The sequence below is a fragment of the Microbacterium zouquanmingi genome (assembly GCF_052266675.1).
GTDB lineage: Bacteria > Actinomycetota > Actinomycetes > Actinomycetales > Microbacteriaceae > Microbacterium.
Window position 1 is genome coordinate 97,347 of sequence record NZ_JBQPRA010000004.1, and the last position, 13,938, is coordinate 111,284.

The following is a 13,938-nucleotide window of genomic DNA, read 5'->3' on the forward strand; positions in this document are numbered from 1 at the left end:
AGGGATGTATCCCTTCCTCTTTCGCACCGTCCTGTCGCGCTTCGATCCTGAGTTCGCGCACCACGCCGGGATGGCTGTCATCCGCGTGCTCGGTGCGCCGCCATTCTCGTGGGCGGCACGTGCGCTGTGTGCGCCGAGACAGCAGGTTCATGCGCTCGGCCTCGTCTTCGATTCGCCGTTCGGCGTAGCGGCTGGCTTCGACAAGAACGCAGTGGGCGTGCGTGGGCTTGCGGCGCTGGGATTCGGTCATGTCGAGATCGGCACAGTGACGGCCATCCCGCAGGACGGCAACCCGAAACCGCGCCTGTTCCGCCTCGTGCCTGACCGTGCGGTGATCAACCGAATGGGGTTCAACAACGCAGGCGCGGATGCAGCGGCGAAACGGCTCGCGAAGCTGCGTCACCGTCGCCCGAAGACGATCATCGGCGTCAATATAGGCAAGAGCCGGGTCGTCGACGTCGAGAACGCGACAGCCGACTACGTCGAGAGCGCTGCGAAGCTCGCGCCGCTGGCTGACTATCTCGCCGTCAACGTCTCTTCACCGAATACGCCAGGCCTTCGGGGTCTGCAGGCTGTTGAGACCCTCGCGCCCTTGTTGCGTGCGGTGAAGACGGCAGCGGGCAGAACGCCATTGCTTGTGAAGATCGCCCCGGATCTCTCCGACGATGAGATCGTCGGAATCGCGCGCCTCGCGGTCGCCGAAGGTCTGGACGGCATCATCGCGCACAATACGACGATCGGTCGCGAGGGGCTTCTGACGGATCCCGCGGTCGTCGAAGCTGCCGGCGCAGGCGGCCTTTCTGGCGCGCCGCTGCGTGAACGTTCGCTGGAGGTGCTGCGCGTCGTCCGCGAAGCCGTGCCGAGCGAGTTTTGTGTGATCTCCGTCGGGGGAGTGGAGACGGCATCCGACGTTCGCGAACGACTGGATGCCGGCGCCACTCTCGTTCAGGGATACACAGCGTTCCTCTACCGCGGCCCGCTGTGGGCGCGGCAGATCAACCGAGGGTTGTGAATCAGGCGGGGTACTGGCCGCGCTTGACCTGAGGCTTGGGCAGGCGCATGAAGCGCATCTGCAGTGAGCGCATCGCGGCGTACCAGCCAAGGCCCTTCTCGAGACGATCCTTACCGAACTTCGCGGCGGCCTTCTTCTTCACGCGCCCCCCGAGGAAGACCATGTCGAGCACGGCGAGCACGACGAAGGCCCAGAGCCCGATGAAGGCATAGAACGAGAACGTCGGGTCCGGTACGAGCGAGACGAGGATGACGACGACCATCAGCGCCATCACCCATTCGGACAGATGCCATCCAGCATCCACGTAGTCACGCACCCAGCGACGCTGCGGGCCTTTGTCGCGGGGCGGAAGGTACTTGTCCTCGCCCGCGGCCATGCCAGCCTGCGCGCGATCCCGCTGCTCGCGCAGCTGCGCCTTGGCAGCAGCGCGTGCTTCTTTGGTATCGGCGACGAGTGGGCGGCGGCGGGCGGCTTCGCGCTCTGCACGAGTCGGGGTCGGCCGTCCCTTGCCGGCGACCGGGGTCTCGGGGGACTCGTCGTTCGTCGATGGGGTGGAAGTGGCCACGGAACTCCTCGAATCAGAATGCGGTGAAGCCTTAAGATTACTCGCATGACTTCTGTCCCGCCCACAGCCGGCCCCGATACCGAATCCGCCGTCATTGAAGCAGTGAACCTCGGCATCCCGAGCGCACTGTCAGACCTCGGTGATCTTGTGCGCATCCCGGGTATCGCCTGGCCATCGTTCGACCAGACCCAGCTCGAGCGCAGCGCGGAGCGCGTCGCCGAACTCGCCAGAGCGGCAGACGTCTTCGATGAGGTGCGGGTCTTGCGCGCCGCCGTGCCGGGGACTGATGAGATGGGGCAGCCGGCCGTTCTCGCTACGCGCGCTGCGCGCAACGGCAAGCCCACAATCCTGCTCTATGCCCACCACGATGTGCAGCCTCCCGGAGACGACGCGCTGTGGGAGACCTCGCCCTTCGAGCCGACCGTGCGCGACGGGCGGCTCTATGGCCGGGGGGCGGCAGACGACAAGGCGGGCATCATGTCGCACATCGCGTCTCTGCGCGCAGTGCGCGAAGTGCTCGGCGATGATTTCGATCTCGGTGTGTCGATGTTCATCGAAGGTGAGGAAGAGTACGGCTCGCGCTCGTTCACACAGTTCCTCAGCGACAACGCCGATGCGCTGCGTGCCGACGCGATCGTCGTGGCGGACTCCGGCAACTGGGACTCGAACACGCCTGGGCTCACGGTCTCGCTGCGAGGAAACGCGCGCTTCACCCTCACCGTGCGCACGTTGGATCACGCATCCCATTCCGGGATGTTCGGGGGAGCGGTGCCCGACGCGATGATGGCGACCGTGCGGCTGCTCTCGACGCTATGGGATGCTGACGGCGCCGTCGCTGTGGAGGGCCTGGCCGAACGCGAAGCGCCGACGCCCGAGTACGGCGAAGATACTCTGCGCGACGAGACGGGCCTGCTTCCCGGGGCCACCCCGATCGGGCGCGACAGCATTCTGAGCCGCATCTGGAACAAGCCGTCCGTGACGGTCGTCGGCATCGACGCGACGAGTGTGGAAGCCGCATCCAACACTCTGCTCCCCGAGGTCTCCGTGGTCATCAGCGCTCGCGTAGCACCGGGGCAGAGCTGCGAGGAGGCGTACGCGGCTATGGAGAAGCACCTTCGCGAGCATGTGCCATTCGGTGCGCAGCTGACGTTCTCGGACGTCGATCTGGGCGACGGGTTCCTGGTCGATACCAGCGGATGGGCAGTATCGATGGCTCGTCAGGCGATGGCAGACGGCTACGGAACCGAACCGGTCGATCTCGGCGTCGGCGGCTCTATCCCGTTCATCGCTGATCTGGTACGCGAGTTCCCTGAGGCGCAGATCCTCGTGACCGGGGTGGAAGACCCGTACTCGAGGGCGCACAGCCCGAACGAATCCCTGCACCTGGAGACGTTCCGCCACGCGGTGCTGACCGAAGCGCTCATGCTGACGCGGATGAACGCGCGCTGAAGGAGCCTTCTTCGGCACCCGGCGGTAGAATCACAGATAAGCCAGCCGTGCGTATGCGCGGCCTGTCATAAGGAGCGACATGAGCGACACGACCATCACTTCCGAGACCAAGACTCCCCATGGCGTCACCCTCACCTCTGCTGCTGCGACGAAGGTGAAGAACCTTCTGGAGCAGGAGGGACGTGACGACCTTCGTCTGCGCGTCGCGGTCCAGCCCGGCGGATGTTCAGGCCTCATCTACCAGCTCTACTTCGACGAGCGCTACCTCGACGGCGACGAGACCATTGACTTCGACGGCGTAGAGGTCATCGTCGACAACATGAGTGTTCCCTACCTCGATGGGGCTGCGATCGATTTCAAGGACACGATTTCCGAGCAGGGTTTCACGATCGACAACCCCAATGCGGCTGGCAGCTGCGCCTGCGGCGACAGCTTCCACTGAACATAAGCCGTGTCCAGCCTGCGTGGTTGGCATGAATCAGGTGTGAGCTTGCCCTAGACTGGTTGAGCCCTGTCCGCGATCTTGAAAGGTGCATCGTGCCCTCGAAACGCCGCCTTCGTTGGGCCGCTATTCCTGTAGGAATTGCGGCAGCCGTGGCCCTGGCGGGATGTTCTCCCACCGAGCTTCACGGATTCCTCCCGGGCTTTGTAGAAGACGGCACTGCCGCCACGAACCAGACCGACCGTGTCGCGTCGCTCTGGGTGAACTCGTGGATCGTGCTTCTCATCGTCGGTCTCATCACATGGGGCCTCATGGGCTGGGCGGCGATCGCATACCGCCGCCGTAAAGGTCAGACCGGTCTCCCGGTCCAGATGCGGTACAACATGCCGATCGAGATCTTCTACACGGTGATTCCGCTGATCCTCGTCGGTGCGATGTTCTTCTTCACCGCGCGTGACCAGGCAGAGATCGAGACCCAGTGGGGTGACGATGCCGACGTGCAGGTCACTGCGATCGGCAAGCAGTGGGCGTTCGACTTCATGTACGCCGGCGACGACGATGATCTCTCTGACGCCGTGTGGACCATGGGTGTCCAGGCTCAGGCCGACGCCGACGGAAACATCGACAAGGAAGCACTTCCGACGCTCGTTCTGCCCGTCGACCAGAAGGTGCAGATCAGCCTTCAGTCGCGCGATGTCGCTCACTCGTTCTGGATCATCGACTTCCTCTACAAGAAGGACATGTTCATCGGGAAGGACAACTCCTGGTCCTTCATCCCGACGCGTGTCGGTGAGTACGACGGCAAGTGCGCCGAGCTGTGTGGCGAATACCACTCGATGATGATGTTCAACGTCAAGGTCGTTGAACAGGACGAGTACGACGCCTACATTGAAGACCTCCGCGATGAGGGCAACGTCGGCGACATCAACAACGCGTATGACCGACTCGGCAACCTCCCGGGCACTGGTGCTCCGGGCACGGACTCCGAGGAAGAGGGAGAGTAATCCTCATGACTACCACCACTGAGGCCCCCAGCCAGCCGGCTGGTGCTCGCCCCACTGCGCTTCCGGCCCGTCAGGCCGCTCTGCTGAGTTCATCTCGAACTGAGCAGAAGGGCAACATTGTTGTCAAATGGCTCACGTCCACCGACCACAAGACGATCGGGTACATGTACCTGATCGCATCGGTGCTGTTCTTCCTCCTCGGCGGTGTGATGGCTCTTGTCATCCGTGCCGAGCTGTTCGCTCCTGGAATGCAGATCGTTCCCACGAAGGAGCAGTACAACCAGCTGTTCACGATGCACGGCACGATCATGCTGCTGATGTTCGCGACGCCGCTGTTCGCCGGCTTCGCGAACGCGATCCTGCCCCTGCAGCTCGGTGCGCCCGACGTCGCGTTCCCGCGACTGAACGCCTTCGCGTTCTGGCTGTTCCTCTTCGGTTCGATCATTGCGGTCGCCGGCTTCCTCACCCCGCAGGGTGCGGCTTCGTTCGGCTGGTTCGCCTATCAGCCCCTTGCCAACGCATCGTTCTCGCCAGGAGCGGGTGGAAACCTGTGGATGGTCGGCCTCGGAATGTCCGGTTTCGGAACGATCCTTGGTGCAGTCAACTTCATCACCACCGTGATCACGATGCGTGCCCCGGGTCTGACGATGTGGCGTATGTCGATCTTCTCGTGGAACACGCTGATCACCAGCCTGCTGATCCTGATGGCGTTCCCTGTGCTCGCTGCAGCGATCTTCGCTGCAGCGGCCGACCGCATCCTCGGCGCTCACATCTACGACCCGGCCAACGGTGGTGTGCTCCTGTGGCAGCACTTGTTCTGGTTCTTCGGGCACCCGGAGGTGTACATCATCGCGCTGCCGTTCTTCGGCATCGTCTCCGAGATTTTCCCGGTGTTCAGCCGCAAGCCGATCTTCGGATACAAGACGCTGATCTACGCAACGATCTCGATCGCTGCTCTCTCGGTGTCCGTGTGGGCTCACCACATGTACGTGACCGGTGGTGTCCTGCTGCCGTTCTTCGCGCTGATGACGATGCTCATCGCAGTGCCGACCGGTGTGAAGATCTTCAACTGGATCGGAACGCTCTGGCGAGGTTCGGTCACGTTCGAGACGCCCATGGTGTTCTCGCTCGGCTTCCTGGTCTCGTTCGTGTTCGGCGGTCTGACTGGTGTCATCCTTGCGTCGCCGCCGCTGGACTTCCACATCAGTGACACGTACTTCGTGGTGGCGCACTTCCACTACGTCGTGTTCGGAACCGTTGTGTTCGCCATGTTCGCCGGCTTCTACTTCTGGTGGCCGAAGTGGACGGGGCGCATGCTCAACGAGCGACTCGGCTACGTACACTTCTGGATGCTGTTCATCGGCTTCCACATGACGTTCCTCATCCAGCACTGGCTGGGCGTCGACGGCATGGTGCGTCGCTACGCGGACTACTCCGCGGCTGACGGCTGGACATGGGGTAACCAGGTCTCCACCATCGGTGCGATACTCCTCGGCGCCTCGATGCTGCCGTTCTTCCTGAATGTCTGGATCACGGCTCGTAAGGCGCCCAAGGTCACGGTCAACGACCCGTGGGGCTACGGTGGATCGCTCGAGTGGGCGACCAGCTGCCCGCCGCCGCGTCACAACTTCACGTCGATCCCGCGCATCCGCAGTGAGCGTCCGGCATTCGATCTGAACCACCCCGAGGCGGCAGAGCACCCGGCCGGTGTCCCCGCCCCCGCTATGTCCGGTGCGGACGGAGAGGCCAAGTAAGCCATGCGTTCAAACGTCGTTCTCTGGTGGATCCTCGCCGTCTTCTTCCTGGTGGTCTCGGCCGCCTACACGGTGTGGCACATCCTCGCGTACCCCGAACTCGTCGGTGCGGCAAAGGTGGAGTGGGTCGGTACGATCGCTCTCCTGTTCGTTGCTTTCATGTCGGCGATGGTTGCGGTTTACCTCGACCGCACGTACAAGGCACAGGGTGGCGAGCTGCCCGAAGACATCCTGACCTCTGACATCGATGACGGTGACCCGGAACTCGGCGAGTTCAGCCCGTGGTCCTGGTGGCCGATGGTGCTGGCAGCGTCAGCAGGTGTGTTCCTGGTCGGCATGGCCGTCGGACAGTTCCTGCTCCCGATCGGTGTGGCGATCTTCCTCGTCGCGATCGTCGGATGGGTCTACGAGTACTACCGCGGAAACTTCGCTCGCTGAGCCAGTCCCGCAACACATAGAGAACGCCCCGGAGAATCCTCCGGGGCGTTCTCCATCTGCGCTGGATGCTGCTGCGTGGGGATCGTCCGGGCTCGCCTGCTCTACGACCGCAGGATCACGGGCGGATGCGGATGCGGGGTACACCGGTGAGTGGGTCGATGGGGCGGCGGTGCACACCGTCGTGATCCTCGACGGGGTAACCTTCGCGGACCCAGTACTCGAACCCGCCGATCATCTCGCGGACGTCGTAGCCGAGCTTGGCGAACTCCAGTGCGCCCTTGGCGCCGGCGTTGCAGCCGGGGCTCCAGCAGTAGACGACCACACGGGCATCGCGGGGGATATCTTGCGGCGCACGCGCCGCGATCTCGCTGTAATGCATGTGGACGGCGCCTGATACGCGTCCCTGCGCCCACGCTTCGTCGGAGCGGACATCGACGACCACGATGTCTTCTCCAGCCTTCTGCGCGGCGTACACGTCGCTGGCGTCGGTCTCGTAGGAGAGCTTGGCAGTGAAGAACTCGGCACGATCGATCATGGCCCCAGCATATTCTCGTGTGACCGCATCGGGCGCGGATGTAACGCAGAAGGCCCCGTCCAAAATGGACAGGGCCTTCTGCGAAGGGGGAGCGGACTATTACTTGTCGCTCTCACCCTTCTTGGGCTTCTTCACCGGGTCAGTCGCGATGACCGAGCTCGGGGTGTTCGGAGTCTCACCGATGTGCGTCTCGGCGTCAGGCTGCAGCGGGGCATCCGGAGCGCCAGCGCGCTCGTGAGCACCCTGGATCTCGGCTGCCTCGGTCTCAGCCATATCGGCGGACACGTGGTGCTGGTGGGCGTCAGCAGCCGTGACCTCTGCCTGCGTGAGCGGCGAGAGACGGTCTTCGTAGAACCAGCGAGACATCGAGGAACGCAGGTTCTGCGTCCACGGGATACGTCCCTTGGCGTTGGGGCGCACGACGAGGGGCTCGTAGCCTTCGACGTCGATGAGCTTCCAACGGTCGTACTGGTCGACCGGCTGGTGAACCTCGATGTACTCGCCACCGGGAAGGCGGACGATGCGACCGGACTCGTAGCCGTGCAGAACGATCTCACGGTCCTTCTTCTGCAGCGCGATGCAGATGCGCTTGGTGACGAAGTAGCCGAGGATCGGGCCGACGAACAGCAGCGCCTGCAGCGAGTGGATTACGCCTTCCATCGTGAGGTGGAAGTGCGTCGCCATGAGGTCAGACGATGCAGCGGCCCACATGACTGCGTAGAAGATCACGCCTGCGACACCGATCGCGGTGCGCGTCGCGGCGTTGCGCGGACGCTCGGCGATGTGGTGCTCGCGCTTGTCGCCGGTCACCCAGGCCTCGATGAACGGGTAGATGGCCACGGCAACGATGAACAGCCCGAGGATGACGACCGGAATCAGGATGCCGAACGACCAGGTGTGGTTCAGGAAGACGACGTCCAGGTTCGGCGGTGCGAGGCGCAGCGCGCCATCGGCAAAGCCGATGTACCAGTCAGGCTGCGTTCCCGCAGACACCGGGGAGGGGTCGTAGGGGCCGTAGTTCCAGACCGGGTTGATCTGGAAGAAGGTCGCGATGAGCACGATCGCACCGAAGACGATGAACAGGTAGCCACCCATCTTCGACATGTACACCGGCATCATCGGGAAGCCGACGACATTGTCGTTCGTGCGGCCGGGGCCGGCGAACTGGGTGTGCTTGTTGACGATCATCAGCATCAGGTGCACGACGATCAGACCGATCACGAGCAGCGGCAGCAGCAGAATGTGCAGCGTGTACAGGCGTCCGACGATGTCGGTGCCCGGGAACTCGCCTCCGAACAGCAGGAAGGAGGTCCACGTGCCGATCAGGGGGAGACCCTTGATCATGCCGTCGATGATGCGCAGACCGTTACCGGAAAGCAGGTCGTCAGGCAGCGAGTAACCGGTGAAGCCCTCAGCCATTGCCAGGATGAACAGCACGAAGCCGATCACCCAGTTCAGCTCGCGGGGCTTGCGGAATGCGCCGGTGAAGAACACGCGGAGCATGTGGATGCCGATTCCAGCGACGAAGACCAGAGCAGCCCAGTGGTGGATCTGACGGACCAGCAGTCCGCCACGCAGGTCGAACGAAATGTGCAGCGTCGACTCGAGTGCGGCCGACATTTCGATGCCTCGCATCGGAGCGTACGCGCCCGTGTAGTGCGTCTCGACCATCGATGCATCGAAGAAGAACGTCAGGAACGATCCGGAGATGAAGACGACGACGAAGCTCCACAGAGCGATCTCGCCGAGCATGAAGGACCAGTGGTCGGGGAAGATCTTTCGACCCAGCTCTTTGATGAAGCCGGAAAGGCTCGTGCGCTCGTCGATGTAGTTCGCGGTCGCTCCGACGAAGCGACCGCCAAGGGGCGCCTTGTTGTCGTTGTCCTCTTTAGACAGCGTTGCGGTGCTCAATGGCGCTCCCAGAAGCTCGGGCCAACAGGCTCAGTGAAGTCGCTGCGTGCGACGAGATAGCCGTCATCATCGACCGTGATCGGCAGCTGCGGCAGTGGGCGCGCAGCCGGGCCGAAGATGACCTTTGCGTGATCGGTGACGTCGAACTGCGACTGGTGGCAGGGGCACAGCAGATGATGCGTCTGCTGCTCGTAGAGGGCGACCGGGCATCCGACGTGCGTGCACACCTTCGAGTAGGCGACGATTCCGTCGTACGACCAGTCCTTGCGGTCTTCGGCTTCGATGAGCTGCTCCGGGCGGAGACGCATCATCAGCACGATCGCCTTGGCCTTCTCTTCGAGGTAGCCATCGTGGTGGGAGAGCGTGGCAAGGTCCTCGGGGATCACGTGGAAAGCGGATCCTAGCGTGACATCCGCCGCGCGAATCGGTGTGCCGTCGGGGTCGCGGACCAGACGCTGGCCCTTGTCCCACATCGTCTGCTTGAGCAGTGCGACGGGGTCGCCGGCGAGGGGGTCATCAGGCGTGCTGTGCGGTGCGAGACCACGGAACAGGGCCACACCGGGAACGATGGAGGCGACAAGCGCGGCGATCAGCGAGTTGCGGATCATCGTGCGGCGACCGAAGCCGGACTCCTCATTGGCGTCAGCGAAGGCCTGGATGGCCGCTTCACGCGTGGAGTCCTTGCCGCGGGTCGGGTGGCGATACTCGATGTGCTCCTTGTCGCTCATGAGCGCCTTGGACCAGTGAATCGCGCCGATTCCGATGGAAAGCAGAGCCAGGGCGATGCCCAGGCCGATGAAGAGGTTGTTGTTGCGGATCGACGCCAGCGAACCATCTTCGATCGGGAACAGCATGTAGGCGGCGACCGCCCAGATGCTGCCCGCGAGCGACAGATAGAACAGCGTGTAGACGGTGCGTGCCGCGCGCTTCTCTGCCTTCGTGTCCTTGTCTGTCATCCGCTCGCGATGCGGCGGCAGACCCGGATTCTGCACGGGATCGTTGACTGCGACGCCCAGCCCAGGGGAGGGCTGGTAGGCCCTGTCAAGGGCCTGCGAGTCGTCGTCGTGTGCCATGGTGCTCCTCGTACGTTCCTCTTCGATGAATATGCGTCAGTTGGACTTCGCCGTGATCCACACGGTGACAGCGACAAGGCCGCCGATACCGAAGATCCAGATGAACAGACCTTCTGAAACCGGGCCGAGTGAGCCGAGTGTGAAGCCACCGATCTGAACCTCCTGCTGCTGGAAGAGCAGAGCGGAGATGATGTCGCGTTTGTCGGTGTCGGACAGGTTCATGTCGCTGAAGACAGGCATGTTCTGCGGGCCGGTGACCATGGCCGCGTAGATGTGCAGTGCGCTCGTGCCCGCAAGCCCCGGGGCGTACTTGCCCTCTGTGAGGGCACCACCTGCGGCTGCGACGTTGTGGCACATCGCGCAGTTGACGCGGAACAGCTCGGCGCCGTGTGCGACGTCGCCTTCGCCGTCGAGGATTTCATCTGCGGGGTAGGACGGCCCAGGAGCGACGCTCTGGACGTATGACGCCATTGCATCGATCTGGTCGTGCGTGAACTGCACGGGCTTCTGGGGCGCCTGCGGTCCCTGCATCTGCAACGGCATGCGACCAGTTGCCACCTGGAACTCGACGGCCAGCTCGCCGACGCCGTACAGGCTTGGGCCCTCTGGGGTGCCCTGCAGGTCAAGACCATGACAGGTGGCGCAGTTCGCCTGGAACAGCTTCTTGCCGTCGTCGACGGTGAGCTGAGTGCTCGCCGATGTGGGTGTTTCGGTTGCGGCCATCGCTGCCGATGCTCCGGCGTAGATACCGCCGGTGATCAGGAGTCCCGCTCCGATCAGAGCCGCAGCGGCCAGGGGACTACGGCGTCCGCTTGAGCGACGCTTCTTCTCTCGTGCCATTTCGCAGGTCAGCTCCGCTCTTATTTCAGGAAGTAGATGACGAAGAACAGCACAACCCAGACGACGTCGACGAAGTGCCAGTAGTACGACACGACGATCGAGGAAGTCGCCTCCTTGTGCGTGAAGTTCTTGACCGCGTACGCCCGTCCGATGACGAGGAGGAACGCGATGAGTCCGCCGGTGACGTGGAGGGCGTGGAAGCCCGTGGTGATGTAGAACGCCGATGCGTAGGCGTCAGCCTGAATCGGCAGGCCCTCAGCGACGAGCTGCGCGTACTCCCAGACCTGGCCCGAGACGAAGATCGCGCCGAGGGCGAAGGTGACCCAGAACCACTCGACCATTCCCCAGCCGAAGAGGCGGCGTCGGCCTGCGCCGTTCACCTGGCCCTTCTTGATGCGGTAGGACTGCAGGTCTTCTGCCGCGAACACGCCCATCTGGCATGTCACAGACGAGAAGACGAGGATCGCGGTGTTGACTGCGGCAAACGGAACGTTCAGCAGCTCGGTACGGTCAGCCCACAGTTCTGGTGAGGTACTGCGGAGGGTGAAGTAAATCGCGAACAGTCCCGCGAAGAACATCACCTCGCTGCCGAGCCACACGATGGTGCCGACAGCTACCGGGTTCGGGCGCTTGATCGTTCTTGCCGCCGGGGCATAGGTCGCTGAGGTGGTCACCTCTCCATTATGGCCGATCCGCGAGGGTGATTCTTGCATCGGCGGGCCCCGTTTCGCTGACCCGTGACTTAGGGGACCCTAAGAAAACACTGCGAATTCCCGGTGAATTCAAGGGAAAACAATGAAGTCCCGCCGTTACGCCGGGGCGCGGGGAATTTATTCTCGCCGATAGGATCACTGTCATGGCTGATTCCTTGACCTGGCCCGACGTCCTCACCGCCCTTTTGGAGGGCCGCGACCTCAGCGTGTGGGAGTCGACGTGGGCGATGCGGCAAGTGATGCAGGGCAATGTGTCCGATGCGAAACTCGCCGGTTTCCTCATCGCGCTCCGTGCAAAGGGGGAGACGATCGACGAGGTCGTCGGGTTCCGTGACGCGATCCTCGAATCCGCAGTGCCGCTTCCGGTCTCCTCCAACGTTCTCGACATCGTGGGGACAGGCGGCGATCGCGTGGGCACCGTTAACGTATCGACGACGGCGGCGGTCATCATCGCCGCGACGGGAATCCCCGTCGTCAAGCACGGCAACAGGGCGGCGAGCTCAGCATCCGGTTCTTCAGATGTGCTCGGAGCGCTCGGCTTGCAGCTGTCCCTCTCGCCCGATGACGTCGCATCCGTGCTTGACCGAACCGGCATCACGTTCGCATGGGCCGCAGCATTCCACCCCGGGTTCAAGCACGCGGGCGCTGCCCGTGCGGAACTCGGCGTCCCGACCGTATTCAACATGCTGGGGCCACTCTGCAACCCCGCGCGCGCCGAAGCGAACGCGGTAGGCGTCGCGCAGCTCGAGCGCGTTCCGCTCATCACCGGAGTGTTCCGCACCCGTGGCGCCACTGCACTGGTGTTCCGCGGCGACGACGGTCTGGATGAACTGACCACCACCGGCCACAGCCGTATCTGGGAGGTCTCGCGCGGCGACATCCACGAGCATGACCTCGACCCCCGTGATCTCGGAATCCCGACAGCAGAACTCGCCGACCTGATCGGCGGCTCCCCCGAATACAACGCAGGGGTGCTGCGTGACACGCTTGCCGGCACCAAGGGGGCTGTACGCGACATCGTGCTGCTCAACGCTGCTGCCGGCATCGTCGCGTTCGAGCTGTCGCAGGACGCGACGCAGGTGACGCGCCCGATCCTCGAGCGTCTCGGCGAAGCGTTCGAACGTGCAGAAGCCGCAGTCGACGACGGCAGTGCAGCGGCGAAGCTCGTTGCCTGGGTCGACGCGACGCGCGAGCTCGCCACTGCTTGAGATGACATGGATCCGGTAGCCGCGCTGCTCGAGATCGCGTCCCTGCTCGAGCGGGAACGCGCCTCCCGCTACCGGGCGAAAGCCTTCCGGCAGGCTGCCGAGACTCTGAGATCTCTTCCGGACGAGGTGCGCACTGACCCCACGCGCTTGCGGGCGGCCAAAGGCATCGGTGCTTCGACGTTCGCGGTGATTCAGCAGGCACTCGACGGGGCGGTGCCGGAGTATCTCGTCGACCTGCGAGGCGACGTGGAGCCCGAGCGCACGTCTGCGCTGCGTGCGAAGCTGCGTGGAGACCTGCATTCGCACACCGAATGGTCTGACGGCACGACTCCGATAAGTGCGATGGCGGATGCTGCGCGGGCACTCGGACACGAGTATCTGGCGGTGACCGATCACTCCCCGCGGCTCCGCGTGGCACGTGGACTCTCCGTCGAGCGACTCCTCGAACAGATCCCGCTCGTGCGGGCGGAATCCACGCCGGGACTCGCCATGCTCGCTGGCATCGAGGTGGACATACTCGAAGACGGCGCGCTCGATCAGGAAGATGACCTCCTTGCCGAGCTCGACATCGTCGTGGCATCCGTTCATTCCGCGCTGCGCATGGAGTCTCGTGCGATGACTGCGCGCATGATCGCGGCAGTGTTGAATCCGCGCGTGAACGTGCTCGGCCACTGCACCGGTCGGCTTGTGCAGGGGGAGCGCGGCACGCGCCCCCCGTCGCAGTTCGATCCGCGGGCGGTCTTCGAGGTCTGTGCGGAGAATGGCGTCGCTGTCGAGATCAACTCGCGTCCAGAGCGTCAGGATCCGCCTGATGAGCTCATTGCGATCGCCATGGAGGCCGGCTGTCTGTTCTCGATCGATTCGGATGCCCATGCGCCAGGCCAACTGTCATTGATCGACCACGGTGCAGAGCGGGCGGAGAAAGCAGGCGTGCCCGCAGAGCGCATCGTCACCACATGGGGACTTGATCGATTGAGGGCCTGGGCGGAGTGAG

At 63.7% G+C, this 13,938-nt stretch carries 14 protein-coding genes; 8 read left to right on the forward strand and 6 right to left on the reverse strand.

Going from position 1 to position 13,938, the window contains the following annotated elements; translation table 11 throughout:
• Positions 1-4 precede the first annotated feature (4 nt).
• A complete protein-coding gene (locus ACTU6V_RS11015) occupies positions 5-1,012 on the forward strand; it encodes a quinone-dependent dihydroorotate dehydrogenase (protein WP_443469431.1) in 1,008 nt (335 codons plus the stop codon).
• 1 nt (position 1,013) lies between these two features.
• On the opposite strand, the gene ACTU6V_RS11020 is transcribed toward ACTU6V_RS11015, so the two are convergent.
• Positions 1,014-1,577 carry a DUF3043 domain-containing protein gene (locus ACTU6V_RS11020; RefSeq protein WP_443469430.1) on the reverse strand — a complete coding sequence of 188 codons (564 nt, stop codon included), beginning with the start codon at positions 1,575-1,577 and terminating at the stop codon, positions 1,014-1,016.
• A 45-nt stretch (positions 1,578-1,622) separates the two neighbouring features.
• Here ACTU6V_RS11020 and ACTU6V_RS11025 point away from each other — a divergent pair, with 45 nt between their 5' ends.
• The 5 genes from ACTU6V_RS11025 (at position 1,623) to ACTU6V_RS11045 (ending at position 6,664) form a co-directional block, all read left to right on the forward strand.
• Positions 1,623-3,026, forward strand: a complete 1,404-nt coding sequence (locus ACTU6V_RS11025; protein ID WP_443469429.1) for a dipeptidase — start codon at positions 1,623-1,625, stop codon at positions 3,024-3,026.
• Between the two features lie 79 nt (positions 3,027-3,105).
• Positions 3,106-3,468, forward strand: a complete 363-nt coding sequence (gene erpA, locus ACTU6V_RS11030) for an iron-sulfur cluster insertion protein ErpA (RefSeq protein WP_417511294.1) — start codon at positions 3,106-3,108, stop codon at positions 3,466-3,468.
• Positions 3,469-3,563: 95 nt separating this feature from the next.
• Positions 3,564-4,472 carry an aa3-type cytochrome oxidase subunit II gene (ctaC, locus tag ACTU6V_RS11035; RefSeq protein WP_443469428.1) on the forward strand — a complete coding sequence of 303 codons (909 nt, stop codon included), beginning with the start codon at positions 3,564-3,566 and terminating at the stop codon, positions 4,470-4,472.
• Between the two features lie 5 nt (positions 4,473-4,477).
• Entirely contained in the window at positions 4,478-6,226 is a 1,749-nt protein-coding gene (gene ctaD / locus ACTU6V_RS11040) for an aa3-type cytochrome oxidase subunit I (protein WP_443469427.1), read from the forward strand.
• Positions 6,227-6,229: 3 nt separating this feature from the next.
• Positions 6,230-6,664: a cytochrome c oxidase subunit 4 gene (locus ACTU6V_RS11045; RefSeq protein ID WP_443469426.1), complete on the forward strand. Its 435-nt coding sequence runs from the start codon at positions 6,230-6,232 to the stop codon at positions 6,662-6,664.
• 115 nt (positions 6,665-6,779) lie between these two features.
• Here the strand turns inward: ACTU6V_RS11045 and ACTU6V_RS11050 are convergent, their stop codons facing one another.
• The 5 genes from ACTU6V_RS11050 to ctaE form a co-directional block, all read right to left on the reverse strand.
• A complete protein-coding gene (locus ACTU6V_RS11050) occupies positions 6,780-7,199 on the reverse strand; it encodes a rhodanese-like domain-containing protein (protein WP_443475615.1) in 420 nt (139 codons plus the stop codon).
• A gap of 99 nt (positions 7,200-7,298) precedes the next feature.
• Positions 7,299-9,110, reverse strand: a complete 1,812-nt coding sequence (qcrB, locus tag ACTU6V_RS11055) for a cytochrome bc1 complex cytochrome b subunit (protein WP_443475616.1) — start codon at positions 9,108-9,110, stop codon at positions 7,299-7,301.
• Positions 9,107-10,183: a cytochrome bc1 complex Rieske iron-sulfur subunit gene (gene qcrA / locus ACTU6V_RS11060; protein WP_443469423.1), complete on the reverse strand. Its 1,077-nt coding sequence runs from the start codon at positions 10,181-10,183 to the stop codon at positions 9,107-9,109. The genes qcrB and qcrA overlap by 4 nt, the downstream gene beginning before the upstream one ends.
• 36 nt (positions 10,184-10,219) lie before the next feature.
• Positions 10,220-11,023: a cytochrome bc1 complex diheme cytochrome c subunit gene (qcrC, locus tag ACTU6V_RS11065; RefSeq protein WP_443469422.1), complete on the reverse strand. Its 804-nt coding sequence runs from the start codon at positions 11,021-11,023 to the stop codon at positions 10,220-10,222.
• Between the two features lie 20 nt (positions 11,024-11,043).
• A complete protein-coding gene (ctaE, locus tag ACTU6V_RS11070) occupies positions 11,044-11,736 on the reverse strand; it encodes an aa3-type cytochrome oxidase subunit III (RefSeq protein WP_443469421.1) in 693 nt (230 codons plus the stop codon).
• A gap of 143 nt (positions 11,737-11,879) precedes the next feature.
• Between ctaE and trpD the strand changes: the two genes are divergently transcribed.
• Positions 11,880-12,944 carry an anthranilate phosphoribosyltransferase gene (gene trpD, locus ACTU6V_RS11075; RefSeq protein WP_443469420.1) on the forward strand — a complete coding sequence of 355 codons (1,065 nt, stop codon included), beginning with the start codon at positions 11,880-11,882 and terminating at the stop codon, positions 12,942-12,944.
• Between the two features lie 6 nt (positions 12,945-12,950).
• On the forward strand, positions 12,951-13,937 hold the full coding sequence (locus tag ACTU6V_RS11080; RefSeq protein WP_443475617.1) for a PHP domain-containing protein: 987 nt from the start codon (positions 12,951-12,953) through the stop codon (positions 13,935-13,937).
• The last annotated feature ends 1 nt before the right edge of the window (position 13,938 follow it).

Excerpts from the sequence above, each read along its gene's own strand:
- qcrC (WP_443469422.1), bottom strand. The coding sequence starts at position 11,023 with ATGGCACGAGAGAAGAAGCGTCGCTCAAGCGGACGCCGTAGTCCCCTG.
- ACTU6V_RS11025 (WP_443469429.1), top strand. The coding sequence starts at position 1,623 with ATGACTTCTGTCCCGCCCACAGCCGGCCCCGATACCGAATCCGCCGTC.
- ACTU6V_RS11015 (WP_443469431.1), top strand. The coding sequence starts at position 5 with ATGTATCCCTTCCTCTTTCGCACCGTCCTGTCGCGCTTCGATCCTGAG.
- ACTU6V_RS11045 (WP_443469426.1), top strand. The coding sequence starts at position 6,230 with ATGCGTTCAAACGTCGTTCTCTGGTGGATCCTCGCCGTCTTCTTCCTG.
- ACTU6V_RS11080 (WP_443475617.1), top strand. The coding sequence starts at position 12,951 with ATGGATCCGGTAGCCGCGCTGCTCGAGATCGCGTCCCTGCTCGAGCGG.
- ctaE (WP_443469421.1), bottom strand. The coding sequence starts at position 11,736 with ATGCAAGAATCACCCTCGCGGATCGGCCATAATGGAGAGGTGACCACC.
- erpA (WP_417511294.1), top strand. The coding sequence starts at position 3,106 with ATGAGCGACACGACCATCACTTCCGAGACCAAGACTCCCCATGGCGTC.
- qcrA (WP_443469423.1), bottom strand. The coding sequence starts at position 10,183 with ATGGCACACGACGACGACTCGCAGGCCCTTGACAGGGCCTACCAGCCC.
- trpD (WP_443469420.1), top strand. The coding sequence starts at position 11,880 with ATGGCTGATTCCTTGACCTGGCCCGACGTCCTCACCGCCCTTTTGGAG.
- ACTU6V_RS11050 (WP_443475615.1), bottom strand. The coding sequence starts at position 7,199 with ATGATCGATCGTGCCGAGTTCTTCACTGCCAAGCTCTCCTACGAGACC.
- ctaD (WP_443469427.1), top strand. The coding sequence starts at position 4,478 with ATGACTACCACCACTGAGGCCCCCAGCCAGCCGGCTGGTGCTCGCCCC.